We start from the raw sequence: 14,934 nt of genomic DNA on the forward strand, positions 1-14,934 counted from the left end.
TGCGCAGCCCTATCGCGACACAAGGCCGCTCCTACAGGCTCAAGCCAGTACGGCAGCCCATGCAGAAATCAACAGCAGCCCCGCCAACACCTGGTTGAACACCCGCAACCGCCGCGGTGCCTGCAACCATCGCGCGCTGCCCACCCCCAGCAGCGCCCACGCCGCCATGCATGGCAGGGCAATCAGCCAGAACACCAGCGCCAGCTGCCATACCGGCAACGACGGCGAGGCAAACACCCCGACCACCGCCACGGCCATCAACCACACCTTGGGGTTGACCACTTGCAACGAGGCTGCGCTGAGTGCGCTGAAGCCTTGCGCCGTGGTCGCCTGCAGCGGAGCGGCGGCACTGCGCAGCATCTTCCACGCCAGCCAGCTCAACCACAAAACCCCGGTCCAGCTCATCAACTGCTGGGCCAGCGGGTGGCGCAGCAGCAGTTCACCCAGCCCCAGGCCCACCATCAGCACGATCGCCGCTGCGGCACCGCAGGCCGCAACGACCGGCGCCAGGCTCGCGCACAGGCCAAAGCGGGCCCCATGGGCAAGAATCAACAGGTTGGTCGGCCCGGGGCTGATGCTGGATACCAACGCAAACAGGATGAAGGGCAACAACGACTGCGACATGATCAAGGGCTCCGGATAAACGAAGCACCATGCTCGCTGCCCGCCGCCTTTCAGTCTGGAAGGTTTGAGCAGCGCCTGCGGTAGTCGGCCGGGGTCAGCTGGTAGGCACGGCGGAACCAGCGCCCCAGGTGGCTCTGGTCGGCAAAGCCCAGGGCCATGGCCACTTCGGTGGGAGTCTGGCCCTGGGCGAGCAGGCGCCGCGCCCGGGCCAGGCGCAGCTGGATCAGATAGGCATGCGGCGCCAGGCAGAATGCGGCCTTGAATGCGCGGGTGAGGCGGAAGCGGTCGATGCCACAGGCTTGGGCCAGGTCTTCCAGGCCGATGTCGCGCTCCAGGTTGGCGTGCAGGTAATCCCGCGCGCGCTGCGCGGTCAGCGGCAGGCGCGGGTCCGGGTTCAGGCGCCGGCGCCAGTGCAGGTGGCGGGTCAGGCAGGCCAGCAGGTCGTCCATGGCCGTCTGCCGGACAATGCGCAAGTCCTGGGTATGCACGGCCTGGAAGGCGAGGGCAGTGGCACGCGCCAGGCGCTCATCGTGGCACAAGGTATCGGCGAAGCTGGGCAGGCTGTCGCCCGGCGCGTGTTCGAAAAGTGCCCGCAGTTGGCTGTCCACCCAGGTGGGTTCCAGGTACAGGGTCGAATAGGTGAAGCCGTCCTCGGTGGGCGCATGGCCGTTATGGATTTCACCGGGCTCCAGCAGGAATACGTTCCCCGGCGTGCTGCGATGGCGCACTCGCCGGCAATCGAATTGCTGCACGCCCTGCTCGGTAACGCCAACCAGGAAGCTGTCGTGCCAGTGCGGGTCGTAGGCATGCCCCACGAAATGCGCGCGGACCGACTCGATGCCGGTGTCGGCGTCTTGCTTGAGGTCGATCCAGTTGCTCATGGGGGCGTGCCGTGGCAGAAATCGTTACCTTAGCGCAACGGCCAGGCTCAGTCTGGAACGATTGTGCAACCGTTGGCCAGCGCCCGGTTACGCAAGGCCTCGAAGCGTTCGCGCAGCCACAGATGCAGTTGCGCCACTGCGGGCGTGAGCTGCTTTCGGTGCGGGCACACCAGGGTGACCGGGGCGGGTTCACCAAAGTGCTCGGGCAGGATGATTTCCAGTTCGCCGGCCGCGATGTTGGCGCTTACGTCCAGCCACGACTTGTAGACGATGCCTTCGCCCTGCAAGGCCAGGCGGCGGATCACGTCGGCATCGTCGCTGATCAGCGGCCCACGCACCTGCACGGTGCGGTTGCCCACCCGCCACTTGTCGTAGACCCGGTTGTGCTGCATATACAGCAGGCAGGCATGCTGCTGCAGGGCGTCGGGCGTGAGGGGGCGGCCGTGACGGGCCAGGTAGTCGGGCGCCGCCACCAGCACCCGGCGGTTCCAGTCTGCCAGCGGCAGGGCAATGTAGTTGGCGTCCTGGTTGAGGCCGTAGCGGATCGCCACATCTACCGGGTCGCGGTTGAGGTCGGCAATCTGGTCAGACAGGAAGAAGCGAAGGTGCAGGGCCGGGTGCTCGCGGCGGAAGGCGCTCAGCCACGGCAGCAACATGTTGCGGCCCAGGTCGGACGGTGCCGAAACCTGCAGAGTACCGCGCAGGGTGTTGGCGTTGCCATGCAGGTCTTCACGCCCCTGGCGCAGGCTCTCCAGCACATTCAGGGCAGTCGGCAGGTACAACTCGCCTTCGGCGGTCAGGCGCAGGCTGCGGGTAGTGCGGGCGAACAGGCGCACATCCAGGTCGCGCTCCAGGCGCTTGATCGCGGCGGCCACCTGCCCCGGCAGCAGTTCGGCCTCATGGGCGGCGGCGGTAAAGCTGCCCAGCACGCTGCTGCGGACGAACAGTTCGAGGTCGGCGATGCGCAGCATTTTCACTCCAGGGATGAAAGTGTTGCTGCATTGTGCCGGTTTTTCTTTTCTGCAGGAAAGATAAGATGCCCGGCAAATCCCCTGTTCATTCCCGGAGTTGTTGCATGGATACCGTCTCGCTGGCCAAGCGCCGCTACACCACCAAAGCCTACGATGCCTCGCGCCGCATTCCCCAGGCGACTGTCGATGCCTTGCTCGAACAACTGCGCCATAGCCCTTCCTCGGTCAACTCGCAGCCGTGGCATTTCATCGTTGCCGACAGCGCCGAAGGCAAGGCTCGCCTGGCCAAGAGCACCACAGAGCGCTATGCCTACAATTCGCCGAAGATCCTCGATGCCTCGCATGTGATCGTGTTCTGCACCCGAACCGAGATGACCGAAGCGCACCTGGATGCCGTGCTCCACCAGGAAGGCGCCGATGGCCGCTTCCGCGATGAGCAGGCGCGTGCCGGGCAGAACCAGAGCCGCCGGCATTACGTCGACCTGCACCGCTTCGATCAGAAGGACCTGCAGCACTGGATGGAAAAGCAGACCTACCTGGCGTTGGGTACTGCCTTGCTGGGGGCTGCGGCACATGGGCTGGATGCCACCCCGATCGAAGGCTTCGACAGCAAGATTCTCGATGCCGAGCTGGGCTTGCGTGAGCGTGGGTTCACCAGTGTGGTCATTCTCAGCCTGGGCTATCGCAGCGAGGCGGACTTCAATGCCGGGCTGAACAAGTCGCGGTTGCCGGCTTCGCAGGTGTTCACCTTCCTGTGAGGTTGCCGGGGCCGCTCTGCGGCCCCGTCTTTCCGGTCGGCTTGCAAAATCCGGCATATGCCGCATACTTGTCGGCAAACGCCGGAAAGGAGAGCGCCATGCTTGCCGAAGTGCTTCGCGACAATGGTTACCACGAGTACCGGGCGCGCCTGCATGCACTGCTGGAAATCCCCGAACTCGCCAGTGACTTCGAAATCCACACCCGTATCACCCATGGCTTCGCTGCCACCTGGCTGGTGAAACTGACCGAACTCGGCGTGTTCACCCCTTTGGAGCGTGACCAGATCATTCCCCTGCGCACGCTGAAAACCCGCATCGAACGTGACCAGCCGCTGACCGTGGAAGAAAGCGACCGGCTGTTCCGCTCGGCCCATATCACCGCCATGGCCGAAGCCGTGTTCGGTGAAGCGGGCAAGGCAAAACGCTGGCTGTCCAAGCCCAAGGAGCGCTTCTCGGGGCTGACGCCGATGCAGATGCTCACCACCCAGCAGGGCACCACCCAGGTCGAGGAGATGTTGCTGCAGATCGCCGAGGGCTTCGGCCTGTGATTCTGTGGCGTATCAGCGCCTATGCAGACTTGAGCGGAACGGGCGGCTTGCGTGTCAGCGGCCGCTGGCACCAGGCGGGCCGGCCAGTGGTATATGCCGCCACCAGCCCGGCCGGGGCAATGCTGGAGGTGCTGGTGCACCTGGAGATCGACCCTGAGGATTTCCCCACCACCATGCGGCTGCTGCGTATCGAGTTGCCCGACACCGTTTCGCAAGCGCAGTTGCCTGCCTTGCAGCCTGGCTGGTCGAGCCAGACCGAACTGACCCGGGGCCTGGGCAACCGTTTTCTGGATGAGTGTTCGGCGTTGCTGCTGCCGGTGCCGAGCGCGATCATGCCCAGCACCACCAATTACCTGTTCAACCCGCGCCATCCGCAGGCAAACAGCGCCAGGCTCGAGGTCGAGGACTTCACCCCGGACAGCCGGCTGTTTTAGGGAAGTTTCACCAAAGTGCCGCTGACGCCGCTGTCAGCACCCGGCCAAAAACTTCGAGGGCCTTGTCCACTTCGGCCTCGTTGCTGAAACGCCCGATGCTCAGGCGCACGCTGTTACGTGCCTGGCGTTCATCCAGCCCCAACGCGAGCAGCACATGCGAGGCTGCATTGCTCGCCGAATTGCAGGCCGAGGTGGTTGACAACGCCAGCTCGCTGGCCAGCGCCGCGCTGTTGAAGCCCTTGCTGTCGATACACAGGTTCAGCGTATGGGGAATGCGTTGTTTGGCGCAGCCGTTGAGGGTGACGCCGGGCAGGGCCAGCAGGCCTTCACGCAGGCGCCTGGCCAATTGTTCGAGGCGCAGGTGTTCGCTGTCGCCGGGCTGGCCGGCCAGGGCAAAGGCACTGCCCATGCCGGCAATCTGGTGGGTCGCCAGGGTGCCGGAACGCAGGCCTTGCTCATGGCCGCCGCCGTGCATCTGCGCACGCATCAGCGTGCGGGCGCGTGGCCCCACGTAGAGCGCACCGATGCCCTTGGGCCCATACACCTTGTGCGCCGAGAACGACATCAGGTCCACGGCCATGGCGTTCAGGTCGATGGCCAGTTTGCCCACCGCCTGCGCCGCATCCACGTGCAGCAGGGCACCGTGGGCACGTACCTGTTCGCCAATCGCGGCAAAGTCGGTGATCGTGCCCAGTTCATTGTTCACCGCCATCAGCGATACCAGGCGGGTGTCGGCGCGCAACGCTGCCTGCACCGCCGCAGGCTGAATCAGGCCGGCGGCATCCGGTGCCAGGCGGGTAACGGCCCAACCCTGGCGCTCCAGTTCGGCCACCGTATCGAGCACGGCCTTGTGTTCCAGTTGGCTGGTGATCAGGTGCCCGGGCTGGCCGAGGCCCTGGGCAATGCCCTTGAGCGCCAGGTTGTTGGACTCGGTCGCACCTGAGGTCCAGACCAGTGCATCGGCCTGCGCGCCGACGCGTTCGGCCACTTGCTGACGGGCCTGCTCCACGGCGTGGCGGGCTGCCTGGCCGAAGGCATGGCCACTGGACGCCGGGTTGCCGAAGTTGCCCTGGCTGCCAAGGCAGGCGAGCATGGTTTCGATGACCCGGTCGTCGACCGGAGTGGTGGCGGCGTAATCGAAATAGAGCGGGGCGCTGGGCATGAGGGCGGGTCCGTGTCTGTCGCCGTGAAATCGGCAATCGTTGGAGCAAGCGTACCCGCTACTTCGGAGATATTTTTCACTTCCAGCGGCTCTATTCTGGAAATGATCAAGAAAAATTTCTATCTATCAAGTTTTTCTTGGAATTTTTTTCTCCGCATCCCGCCATTCTGTTCAGGCTGGTTCCGAGGCCCTCTCTTCCTCGGCCACCACACGTTCGCACAACTCGGTGATCTGCTCGCGCATCCAGCGGTTGGCCGGGTCCTGATCGGTGCTTTCATGCCAGTACAGGTGCGTTTCCAGCGCAGGCACCTCGACCGGCAGTGGCTGGTAACGCAACTGATGGCGGCGGGCGAAGCGCTCGGGGACGGTCATCGCCATGTCGGTCTGCTGCAACACCTGCGAGGCCATAAGGTAATGCTGCGAGCGCAAGGCAACCTTGCGCTGCACGCCCATCTTGCCCAGGGCCAGGTCGACATAGCCCAGGCCGTTGCGGCGGCTGGAAATATGGATGTGGGTCATGCCCAGGTAGTTGTCGAGGGTCAGCTTGCTGTCGGCCAGCGGGTGGCCCTGGCGCAGGGCGCAGACATAGCGGTCTTGCATCAGTTTGACGTGGCGTACCTGCGGGTCGGTGTTCAACGGTGCGTCGATGGCGAAGTCCAGGCGGCCGGCGGCAAGTTCCTTGGTGGTCTCGCGGCGCTTGCACAAAAAGCTTTCGATCAGCACCGCCGGCGCCAGGCGGCGCAAGCGCTGGAACAGCGGCGGCAGGATTACCGCTTCGGTCAGGTCGGTCATGCTGATGCGGAAAGTCTTGTTGGCCTGTTGCGGGTTGAAAATGCGGCTTTCCTGCACCGAGGTGCGCAACAGTGCCAAGGCATTGCGCACCGGGCCGATGATGTTCTGCGCCATGGGCGTTGGCACCATGCCTTGCGCGGTGCGCACGAACAGCGGGTCATTGAAGGTTTCGCGCAGCCGCGAAAGGGCGTTGGACACTGCCGGCTGGGTGATGCCCACGATCTGCCCGGCGCGGGTCAGGTTGGCTTCGGTGTAGATCGCATCGAACACGATGAACAGGTTGAGGTCGACCTTGCTGAGGTTCATGGGCGCCGCTCTTTGTTGGAATTATTGGCCGATCATATATCGGTTATGAATGTTTATACACGCGGAAAATAGGCTAGGTGGATGAGGCCATGCTGCTCTAGGCTCTGGCCCATGTACTCCGAACCGTGAAGGTAGCCCCGATGGATTTCGCCTATTCGCCCAAGGTCCAGGCACTGCGTGAGCGCGTCAGCGCGTTCATGGAGGCCTATGTCTACCCCGCCGAGGCGGTGTTCGAGCGCCAGGTCGCCGAGGGTGACCGCTGGCAGCCCACCGCGATCATGGAAGAACTCAAGGCCAAGGCCCGCGCTGAAGGGCTGTGGAACCTGTTCCTGCCCGAATCGGAATACGGTGCCGGCCTGAGCAACCTGGAATACGCCCCGCTGGCGGAAATCATGGGTCGTTCGTTGCTCGGCCCGGAGCCGTTCAACTGCTCGGCGCCGGACACCGGCAACATGGAAGTGCTGGTGCGCTATGGCAGTGAAGCGCAGAAGCGCCAGTGGCTGGAGCCGCTGCTGCGTGGCGAGATCCGTTCGGCGTTCGCCATGACCGAACCGGACGTGGCCTCCTCGGATGCCACCAACATGGCCGCCACCGCCGTGCGTGACGGTGACCAATGGGTAATCAACGGCCGCAAGTGGTGGACCTCCGGCGCTTGCGACCCGCGCTGCAAGGTAATGATCTTCATGGGCCTGTCCGACCCTGAAGGGCCACGCCACCAGCAGCACTCGATGGTGCTGGTGCCCACCGATGCGCCTGGGGTGAAGATCGTCCGCCCGCTGCCGGTGTTCGGCTATGACGATGCTCCCCATGGCCACGCCGAGGTGCTCTTCGAGAATGTGCGGGTACCGTATGAGAACGTGATCCTGGGTGAAGGCCGTGGCTTCGAAATTGCCCAGGGGCGCCTTGGCCCCGGCCGTATCCACCACTGCATGCGCTCGATCGGCATGGCCGAGCGCGCGCTGGAACTGATGTGCAAGCGCTCGGTGGAGCGTACCGCCTTCGGCCGGCCACTGGCGCGTCTGGGCGGCAACGTCGACAAGATTGCCGACTCGCGCATGGAGATCGACATGGCCCGGCTGCTGACGTTGAAAGCGGCCTACATGATGGACACGGTCGGCAACAAGGTGGCCCGCAGCGAGATTGCGCAAATCAAGGTAGTGGCGCCGAACGTGGCATTGAAGGTGATCGACCGGGCGATCCAGATTCATGGGGGGGCAGGGGTGAGTGGCGATTTCCCGCTGGCTTACATGTACGCCATGCAGCGCACCTTGCGCCTGGCCGACGGGCCAGATGAAGTGCACCGGGCGGCGATTGGCAAGTATGAGATCGGCAAGTACGTGCCGGCGGAGATGATGCGTAGCGGGCGGTGATTTACCGGCTTGTTCCGGGCTCTTCGCGGGCTTGCCCGCGAAGACGCCCTTGAAGGCTCACTGGTTCCTCTGGATGGTCAGACCCGCATCTGCGGGTCTTCCTCCTTCTCGCTGACTGTACGATCGGCATTTGAAGGCTGCTTGGATTGACCATTCTTGATTTCCGGCTTTTCCCCCCGCGTCTTGACCAACGAAACCACCACCCCACCCAGCAACAACCCGAACGTCACCCCCAGCGACAGCAATGCCGGCACCTTGCCCACCATGCCGTGGTAGAAGATCTTGCAGCCAATGAAGATCAGCACCAGCGCGAGCGCGTACTTGAGGTAAACGAACCGGTGCATCAGCGCCGCCAGCGCAAAATACAACGAGCGCAAGCCGAGGATGGCGAAGATGTTGGAGGTGTAGACGATGAACGGGTCCTGGGTGATGGCGAAGATTGCCGGGACGCTGTCGACGGCGAACACCAGGTCGGCCAGTTCGATCAGCACCAGCGCCATGAACAGCGGGGTGGCATGGCGTAGCGCCTTGTGCTGCCCGGGCGGGGTCTGCTGCACGAAGAAGTGCGAGCCGTGGATCTGCTCGGTGACCCGCATGTGCCGACGCACGAACTTGAGGATCGGGTTGTTGGCCAGGTCGGGGCGGCTATCTTCCTTCGACAGCGCCATCTTCACCCCGGTAAACAGCAGGAAGGCACCGAAGATATACAGTACCCAGGCGAAGTTCTGCACCAGCGCCGCGCCCACGCCGATCATGATCGCCCGCAGGAACACCACCCCGAGGATGCCCCAGAACAGCACGCGGTGCTGGTAGCGGCGGGGGATGGCGAAATAGCTGAAGATCATCGCCATGACGAACACGTTGTCCATCGACAGCGACTGCTCGACCAGGAACCCGGTGTAGAACTCCAGCGCCGACTGCGCGCCCAACTGGTACCAGACACCGACGCCGAACAGCACGCCGACGCTGAAATAGCCCGAATACAGCAGCAGGCTCTCGCGCATTTCGATTTCCCGGTCGTGGCGGTGCAGCACGCCGAGATCGAGTACCAGCAAACCGATGACGATGGCCATGAACACCAGCCACAACCAGGTGCTGGTGCCGAGGAACGGGGTGGTGAGGAATGTGTGTAGAGCTGTCATGAGCCCCTCCTTGAATGTCGACGTTGCATGGCAACAGTGATCCGACATGGCGGCCTGGCAGCCGTCAGAGGGGCCCGGTATCACATGGGCTTGAGCCTAGACCCGTTTGCCGGTGATGCCGAATGGGGAGCTGTTACATTTCTTTGCCAAGCACGGCACACACTTAAGCACGCTTCTTGTAGGAGCAGCCTTGTGCTGCGAAGAGGCCGGTCAACCTTGCACAAATGTGTTGGCCATACTGGCCTCTTCGCAGCACAAGGCTGCTCCTACAGGGTGTGTGCTGCTTTCAGATCAATGCACCCACACTTCCACCCGGCGATTACGCAGTCGCCCTTGCTCCAGTTCGTTCCCTGCCACTGGCAGTTCATCCCCCATCCCCGTCACCTCCAGCACCTCCACGCCATCGCGCGCCAGCTCACGACGCACCGCCTGGGCCCTTAGGCGGGAGAGCAGGGCGGCGCGACCGGGTGTCTCCTTGGGGTCGCCAAAGCCCACCAGCACCGCCTTGCGCTGCAACTTGCCCGCTTGGCGCAGGTAGTCGGCAACCCGCTGGACATCGCGCAGGGCCTTGTTGTCGAGGCTGGCGCTGCCTTCCTGAAAGCGGAAGTTAACGCTCAACCGCTGTGCCTGCTGGGCCAGGGTGCGATAGCGCGGCGGCATGTCGGCCTGGGGTGCTACAGATTGGGCCTTGATCTGCTGCGAAACGAAACCCTGCTGGGCGACGATCGCCTGGCCCGCCGGGCTCTGAGCGAAATCGGCCAGGGCCTTGGCCTGGGGCTTGGGGTTGGCCGGCAGATAGAAATACAGGCGCCGCGATAGCGGGTAGTCCTCGCTGGCCACCAGTGCACGCTCCGGTAGCATGGCCGGCGCGTCACCTTCGGCCACCGCCAGCACCTTGGCCCCATGCACCGCCGCCAGGCTGCTGAAACCGATGGCCTGGCGGTCGGTGCTCACTCGCGCGGCCAGCTCGTCGCTGGACTCGAAACGTTGGGCCTGGGCTGAAAGTTCGCTTTGCTGGGGTTCCAGCACGAGGGCCTTGAAGGTCTCAAAGGTGCCGGAGCGGTCGTCACGGGCGTACAGGTGGATGGCCCCGCCGGCAACACCCAATTGCTCCCAGCGCTGGATCTGCCCGGCAAAGATCTGTGCCAGTTGCCCCGTGGTGAGCTGTGGCAGCGGGTTGTCGGGGTGAACGATGACCGCGACGCCATCCAGGCCGATGACTTGTTCGGCGGCAGCGGCGCGCAGGTCGCCCAAAGCCTGCAGTTGGCTTGCTTCGTTGTCGTTGACAGGTCGCGACGCGGCGGCCAGGTCGGCCTCGCCATGGCCCAGGGCGACGAAGCCGGTGCTGGAACCGTGTGCGGCGATGTCGATGCGCAAAGGCTGGCCACGCGTATCGCGAGCGGTGATGACAGTCTCGTTGGCCAGCTTGCCCGGGTATTGTTCGATGGCGGTAGCTTGCTGCGCGCGCAATTGCCCTTGCACCAGCGCCGGCAGCAAGGCCGCGCCGATGGTGTTGGAGCCTTGGACGCGCAGGTGAGCGGGCTCGGCCAGGGTCGCCAGCGGTAGCAGGGTGAGCAGCAAGACAAGCAGGCGGGGCATGCCGGAAGGCCTATGGCATAGAGATGGCCGGCAGATTACGACAGTGGCGTGATGATAATGTGACAGTCCATGGGGCAGTGGGCTTTGCCTGATGCTTGTAAGTTCGCGTTAATGGGGCTGCTGTGCAGCCCATCGCCGGCAAGCCAGCTCCCACAGGGGCCGTGCCAATCCTGAAATCTGCGCTGTACCTGTGGGAGCTGGCTTGCCGGCGAAAGGGCCGCAAAGCGGCCCCAGCGGTATCAATGCGCCCCGGCAGACTTGCTCAGGTCACTTTCTGCCCACTCGGTATAGATGCACGCATCCGCCACCGCCCAGCGCACCTTCACGGTATCCCCCGGCTGCATCGGCATGCCCGCCGCCGACAACGCCTTTACCGTCAGCTCGGTACCGCCCGCTGTCACCACATGGCAGGTCTGGCTCTCGCCCAGGAACAGCACTTCACCAACCTTGGCACTGACCTCGTTCCAGCCCGCCGGCAGCGGCTCGCGCGCGGCTTGTTCGGCGGTCAGGGCCAGGGCCTTTTCCGGGCGCACCATGATCAGTGCATCCTGCGAGGCGGCCAGGCCCGGGGTCAGGCGGATGGCCACCGGCTGGCCCTCGAAGCTGCCCGCGCCATTGCTGCTGGCCTTGATCCGCAGGAAGTTGGAGTTGCCCAGGAACGAGGCGACGAAGGCATTCGGCGGGTTCTGGTACAGGTCGTAACCGGTGCCCAGGCCGACGATCTTGCCATGGCTGAAGATGGCGATGCGCTGGGACAGGCGCATGGCTTCTTCCTGGTCGTGGGTGACGTAGACGATGGTGATGCCCAGGCGCCGGTGCAACTGGCGCAGTTCGTCCTGCAGGTCTTCGCGCAGCTTCTTGTCCAGCGCGCCGAGCGGTTCGTCCATCAGCAGGATGCGCGGTTCGTACACCAGCGCCCGGGCGATAGCCACGCGCTGCTGCTGGCCACCGGACATCTGCGACGGCTTGCGGTGGGCGAACTTCTCCAGCTGCACCAGCTTGAGCATGGCATCGACGCGCTTGCTGGTTTCGCTGGCACTGAGCTTGCGAATGGCCAGCGGAAAGCCGATGTTGTCGCGCACGTTCAGGTGCGGGAACAGCGAATAGCGCTGGAACACCATGCCGATGTCACGCTTGTGCGGCGGCACGTTGACCAGTGACTGGCCATCGACCAGGATCTCGCCGCTGCTCGGCGTTTCGAAGCCTGCCAGCATCGACAGGGTGGTGGACTTGCCCGAGCCGCTGGAACCGAGGAAGGTCAGGAACTCGCCGTCCTGGATTTCCAGGTCGAGGTTGTCCACGGCGGTGAAGTCGCCGTAGTGCTTGTTCAGGCCGCGCAGGCTGACCAGGGTCTTGCCGTGCGCGTTGTCTTTGATCACTGCACTCATTGTTGTTTTCTCCGCGCGCTCAGGCGTTGGCTTCGGTGCGCCGGCGCAAGGCGGCGGCAATGAACATGACAAGCAGCGACAGGCCGATCAGCAGGGTCGAGGCCACGGCGATGACCGGGCTGAGGTCCTGGCGCAGGGTGGTCCACATCTTCACCGGCAAGGTCTGCAGGTCGGGGCTGGCCATCATCACGCTCAGCACCACTTCATCCCACGACACCAGGAAGGCGAACAGGCCGCCGGCGATCATCCCCGGGCGAATCGCCGGGAAGGTCACCTTGAAGATCGCCTGCAGGCGCGAGGCGCCGCAGATCACCGCGGCATCCTCGATGGATTGGTCGAACAGCTTCAGCGAATTGATGATCGAGATAATGGTGAAGGGCAGGGCGACGATCACGTGGCTGACCACGAAGGCGAACAGCGTGCCGGTGTAGCCGAGCTTGAGGAACAGCGCGTACACCGCCACGGCAATGATCACCAGTGGCACGATCATCGGCATGGTGAACAGCCCGTACAGCAGCTCGCGGCCCGGGAAGCGGCCACGCACCAGGGCAAACGCGGTGGGCAGGCCGAGCAGCACGGCGGCGATGGTGGTCAGCACGGCCACCTTCAGGCTGGCCAGCGCGGCGTCCATCCACTCCGGGTTGGAGAAGAACTGGCCGTACCACTTGAAGGTCCAGCCCGGCGGCGGGAACACCAGCCACTGCGACGAGCCGAACGACAGCAACACGATGAACACCACCGGCAGCAGCAGGAAGGCCGCGATGACCCCGGTGGTCAGGTACAGGCCCGTACGCAGCGGGCGGCCCATGGCATTGGGAGACAGGAGCATGGCGGTTTACCTCGCGTTGCCAACCGGGGATTCCGGCTGCAGCTTCAGGTACAGGTAGAAGAGCACCAGGGTGATCACCACCAGCAGTGCGGCGGCGGCGCTGGCCAGGCCCCAGTTGAGGAACGACTGCACCTGCTGGATGATGAACTCGGGCAGCATCATGTTCTGTGCACCGCCCAGCAGGGCCGGGGTGACGTAGTAACCGAGCGACATCACGAACACCATCAGTGCCCCGGAGAACAGCCCCGAGCGGCACAGCGGCAGGAACACTTTCCAGAAATTGGTCCACGGGCTGGCGCCACAGATCGAGCCGGCCTGCAGCACCATCGGGTCGATGGCGTGCATGGTCGCCTGCAGCGGCAGCACGATGAACGGGATCATGATGTAGCTCATGCCGATCACCACGCCGGTCAGGTTGTGCACCATTTCCAGCGGGGCATCGATGATACCCATGGCCATCAACGCCTTGTTGATCACCCCCGAGCTCTGCAGCAGCACCAGCCACGAGTAGGTGCGCGCCAGCAGGCTGGTCCACATCGACAGCAGCACGATGTTCAGCAACCAGCGGCCCCAGCCCTTGGGCACCAGGGTAATTGCCCAGGCCAGCGGGAAGCCCAGCAGCACGCTGATCAGGGTGACCACGCCGGCCACCGAGAAGGTGTTGAAAAGCACCCGCGCATAGGCCGAGTTGGCGAACAGCTGCTCGTAGTTGCCCAGGCCCGGCGTCGGCTCCAGCACACCGCGCAGCAACAGGCCGGCGAGCGGGGCGAAGAAGAACAGGCCAAGGAACAGTAGCGCCGGCAGCAGATTGCGGCTGCCTTTCCAGCGCTGGCTCAGGCTGACGCGGCGGGGGGCCGTTCCCGGGGCGCCGGTGCCCGTGGGGGCACCTTGCGCGTTATGCAGGGCGTTGATGGCGACTTTCATTTGACCAACCACTCATTCCAGCGGGCTGCGATGGCCTGGCCGTTCTTGGCCCAGTAGGCGAAGTCGAGGGTGACCTGGTCCTGGGCGTAGGCGGTCGGCAGGTTCTGCGCAAGGTCTTTGTCCAGCTTGGCCACGCTGTCGACGTTCACCGGCGCGTAGGCGGTCTTGTTGGCGAACTCGGCCTGGCCTTCGGCGCTGCTGGCGTTGGCCAGGAACTTCATGGCCGCGTCCTTGTTCTTGGCACCTTTGGGGATGACCAGGAAGTCGGCCATGACCAGGTTCTGCTTCCAGCTCACGCCCACCGGTGCACCGTCTTGCTGCAGGGCATAGACGCGGCCGTTCCAGAACTGGCCGAGCGAGGCTTCACCCGAGGCCAGCAGTTGCTGCGACTGGGCGCCACCGCCCCACCAGACGATGTCTTTCTTGATGGTGTCGAGCTTCTTGAAGGCGCGGTCCAGGTCCAGCGGGTACAGCTTGTCGGGGGCTACGCCGTCGGCCAGCAGGGCCAGTTCCAGTACGCCTGGGCTGGGCCATTTGTACAGGGCGCGCTTGCCAGGGTAGGTCTTGGTATCGAACAGGGCGGTCCAGTCCACCGGTTTGTTGGCACCGAGCTTGCCTTCGTTGTAGCCGAGCACGAAGGAGAAGAAGAACGAGCCGACGCCATGGTCGGAGACGAAGCGCGGGTCGATCTTGTCGCGCTTGATCTGGGTGAAATCGAGGGGTTCTAGCAGGCCTTCGCTGGCGGCACGCAGGGCGAAGTCGGCTTCGACGTCGACCACGTCCCACTGCACGTTGCCGCTTTCGACCATGGCCTTGAGCTTGCCATAGTCGGTGGGGCCGTCCTGGACGACTTTGATGTCGGTGGCTTTGGTGAAAGGTACGGCCCACGCTTCTTTCTGGGCGTCCTGGGTGGTACCGCCCCAGCTGACGAAGTTCAGGCTGTCGGCGGCCTGGGCAGCCTGACATGCCAGGGTCAGCAGGCTGGCGGACAGCACTGCGGTTACACGTTTGCTCAACAGCATGGTTACGCCCTCGTTGCTTTTGTTATTCGAGGCGGGGCTTGTGGTGCGCCCGCCAATAGTGTTCGGGGAGCAGCTAAAACAAAGTGTTTTTTGGCCGTTTTTGATTGTAGGTGCCGGCCTGCAGATTCAAGGTCTACGGGATATCATATTATGGTATTCCAAACTTTTGGCAAGAGGTATGAGG

The 14,934-nt window shown here is 64.0% G+C and carries 15 protein-coding genes; 4 read left to right on the forward strand and 11 right to left on the reverse strand.

All coding sequences use genetic code 11. The features are described from left to right. Positions 1-39 precede the first annotated feature (39 nt). Genes IMX18_RS08225 through IMX18_RS08235 form a run of 3 tightly spaced genes read right to left on the reverse strand, consistent with a single transcriptional unit; the run spans position 40 to position 2,476 of the window. Positions 40-624 (reverse strand): LysE family translocator, encoded by a 585-nt coding sequence (locus tag IMX18_RS08225; RefSeq protein ID WP_054572088.1) that lies wholly within the window; start codon positions 622-624, stop codon positions 40-42. Positions 625-674: 50 nt separating this feature from the next. Then, positions 675-1,505: an AraC family transcriptional regulator gene (locus tag IMX18_RS08230; protein ID WP_217191285.1), complete on the reverse strand. Its 831-nt coding sequence runs from the start codon at positions 1,503-1,505 to the stop codon at positions 675-677. A gap of 47 nt (positions 1,506-1,552) precedes the next feature. Next, positions 1,553-2,476, reverse strand: coding sequence for a LysR family transcriptional regulator (locus tag IMX18_RS08235; protein ID WP_054572087.1), 924 nt, complete (start codon positions 2,474-2,476; stop codon positions 1,553-1,555). Positions 2,477-2,580: 104 nt separating this feature from the next. Here IMX18_RS08235 and nfsB point away from each other — a divergent pair, with 104 nt between their 5' ends. The 3 genes from nfsB (at position 2,581) to IMX18_RS08250 (ending at position 4,216) form a co-directional block, all read left to right on the forward strand. Then, on the forward strand, positions 2,581-3,234 hold the full coding sequence (nfsB, locus tag IMX18_RS08240; RefSeq protein WP_054572086.1) for an oxygen-insensitive NAD(P)H nitroreductase: 654 nt from the start codon (positions 2,581-2,583) through the stop codon (positions 3,232-3,234). 98 nt (positions 3,235-3,332) lie between these two features. Continuing rightward, positions 3,333-3,782: an antitoxin Xre/MbcA/ParS toxin-binding domain-containing protein gene (locus IMX18_RS08245; RefSeq protein WP_217191286.1), complete on the forward strand. Its 450-nt coding sequence runs from the start codon at positions 3,333-3,335 to the stop codon at positions 3,780-3,782. Next, the gene (locus IMX18_RS08250; RefSeq protein WP_015270851.1) at positions 3,779-4,216 is read left to right on the forward strand and encodes an RES family NAD+ phosphorylase; all 438 of its coding nucleotides are present in this window, start codon (positions 3,779-3,781) and stop codon (positions 4,214-4,216) included. Before IMX18_RS08245 ends, IMX18_RS08250 begins: the two co-directional genes overlap by 4 nt. A gap of 7 nt (positions 4,217-4,223) precedes the next feature. Here the strand turns inward: IMX18_RS08250 and IMX18_RS08255 are convergent, their stop codons facing one another. Next, positions 4,224-5,378 (reverse strand): cysteine desulfurase family protein, encoded by a 1,155-nt coding sequence (locus tag IMX18_RS08255; RefSeq protein WP_054572084.1) that lies wholly within the window; start codon positions 5,376-5,378, stop codon positions 4,224-4,226. Between the two features lie 171 nt (positions 5,379-5,549). Further along, positions 5,550-6,476 (reverse strand): LysR family transcriptional regulator, encoded by a 927-nt coding sequence (locus tag IMX18_RS08260; RefSeq protein WP_015270849.1) that lies wholly within the window; start codon positions 6,474-6,476, stop codon positions 5,550-5,552. 140 nt (positions 6,477-6,616) lie between these two features. Between IMX18_RS08260 and IMX18_RS08265 the strand changes: the two genes are divergently transcribed. Next, a complete protein-coding gene (locus IMX18_RS08265) occupies positions 6,617-7,846 on the forward strand; it encodes an acyl-CoA dehydrogenase (RefSeq protein WP_015270848.1) in 1,230 nt (409 codons plus the stop codon). Positions 7,847-7,923: 77 nt separating this feature from the next. Here the strand turns inward: IMX18_RS08265 and IMX18_RS08270 are convergent, their stop codons facing one another. From IMX18_RS08270 to IMX18_RS08295, 6 genes are all read right to left on the reverse strand, one after another. Next, positions 7,924-8,988 (reverse strand): TerC family protein, encoded by a 1,065-nt coding sequence (locus IMX18_RS08270; protein WP_015270847.1) that lies wholly within the window; start codon positions 8,986-8,988, stop codon positions 7,924-7,926. 291 nt (positions 8,989-9,279) lie between these two features. Continuing rightward, on the reverse strand, positions 9,280-10,587 hold the full coding sequence (locus tag IMX18_RS08275) for a substrate-binding domain-containing protein (protein ID WP_015270846.1): 1,308 nt from the start codon (positions 10,585-10,587) through the stop codon (positions 9,280-9,282). Positions 10,588-10,826: 239 nt separating this feature from the next. Further along, entirely contained in the window at positions 10,827-11,975 is a 1,149-nt protein-coding gene (locus IMX18_RS08280; RefSeq protein ID WP_013973156.1) for an ABC transporter ATP-binding protein, read from the reverse strand. 19 nt (positions 11,976-11,994) lie between these two features. Beyond that, the gene (locus IMX18_RS08285; RefSeq protein ID WP_015270845.1) at positions 11,995-12,804 is read right to left on the reverse strand and encodes an ABC transporter permease; all 810 of its coding nucleotides are present in this window, start codon (positions 12,802-12,804) and stop codon (positions 11,995-11,997) included. 6 nt (positions 12,805-12,810) lie between these two features. Then, the gene (locus IMX18_RS08290; protein ID WP_015270844.1) at positions 12,811-13,728 is read right to left on the reverse strand and encodes an ABC transporter permease; all 918 of its coding nucleotides are present in this window, start codon (positions 13,726-13,728) and stop codon (positions 12,811-12,813) included. Further along, positions 13,725-14,750 carry an ABC transporter substrate-binding protein gene (locus IMX18_RS08295; protein WP_013973153.1) on the reverse strand — a complete coding sequence of 342 codons (1,026 nt, stop codon included), beginning with the start codon at positions 14,748-14,750 and terminating at the stop codon, positions 13,725-13,727. The genes IMX18_RS08290 and IMX18_RS08295 overlap by 4 nt, the downstream gene beginning before the upstream one ends. Positions 14,751-14,934 lie beyond the last annotated feature (184 nt).

The sequence above is a fragment of the Pseudomonas shirazica genome, from assembly GCF_015168335.1.
GTDB classification, from domain to species: Bacteria; Pseudomonadota; Gammaproteobacteria; order Pseudomonadales; family Pseudomonadaceae; genus Aquipseudomonas; species Aquipseudomonas asiatica.

Bases quoted from the DNA above. Each gene is read 5' to 3' on its own strand.
- IMX18_RS08225 (WP_054572088.1), bottom strand. From the start codon at position 624: ATGTCGCAGTCGTTGTTGCCCTTCATCCTGTTTGCGTTGGTATCCAGC.
- IMX18_RS08230 (WP_217191285.1), bottom strand. From the start codon at position 1,505: ATGAGCAACTGGATCGACCTCAAGCAAGACGCCGACACCGGCATCGAG.
- IMX18_RS08235 (WP_054572087.1), bottom strand. From the start codon at position 2,476: ATGCTGCGCATCGCCGACCTCGAACTGTTCGTCCGCAGCAGCGTGCTG.
- nfsB (WP_054572086.1), top strand. From the start codon at position 2,581: ATGGATACCGTCTCGCTGGCCAAGCGCCGCTACACCACCAAAGCCTAC.
- IMX18_RS08245 (WP_217191286.1), top strand. From the start codon at position 3,333: ATGCTTGCCGAAGTGCTTCGCGACAATGGTTACCACGAGTACCGGGCG.
- IMX18_RS08255 (WP_054572084.1), bottom strand. From the start codon at position 5,378: ATGCCCAGCGCCCCGCTCTATTTCGATTACGCCGCCACCACTCCGGTC.
- IMX18_RS08260 (WP_015270849.1), bottom strand. From the start codon at position 6,476: ATGAACCTCAGCAAGGTCGACCTCAACCTGTTCATCGTGTTCGATGCG.
- IMX18_RS08265 (WP_015270848.1), top strand. From the start codon at position 6,617: ATGGATTTCGCCTATTCGCCCAAGGTCCAGGCACTGCGTGAGCGCGTC.
- IMX18_RS08270 (WP_015270847.1), bottom strand. From the start codon at position 8,988: ATGACAGCTCTACACACATTCCTCACCACCCCGTTCCTCGGCACCAGC.
- IMX18_RS08275 (WP_015270846.1), bottom strand. From the start codon at position 10,587: ATGCCCCGCCTGCTTGTCTTGCTGCTCACCCTGCTACCGCTGGCGACC.
- IMX18_RS08280 (WP_013973156.1), bottom strand. From the start codon at position 11,975: ATGAGTGCAGTGATCAAAGACAACGCGCACGGCAAGACCCTGGTCAGC.
- IMX18_RS08285 (WP_015270845.1), bottom strand. From the start codon at position 12,804: ATGCTCCTGTCTCCCAATGCCATGGGCCGCCCGCTGCGTACGGGCCTG.
- IMX18_RS08290 (WP_015270844.1), bottom strand. From the start codon at position 13,728: ATGAAAGTCGCCATCAACGCCCTGCATAACGCGCAAGGTGCCCCCACG.
- IMX18_RS08295 (WP_013973153.1), bottom strand. From the start codon at position 14,750: ATGCTGTTGAGCAAACGTGTAACCGCAGTGCTGTCCGCCAGCCTGCTG.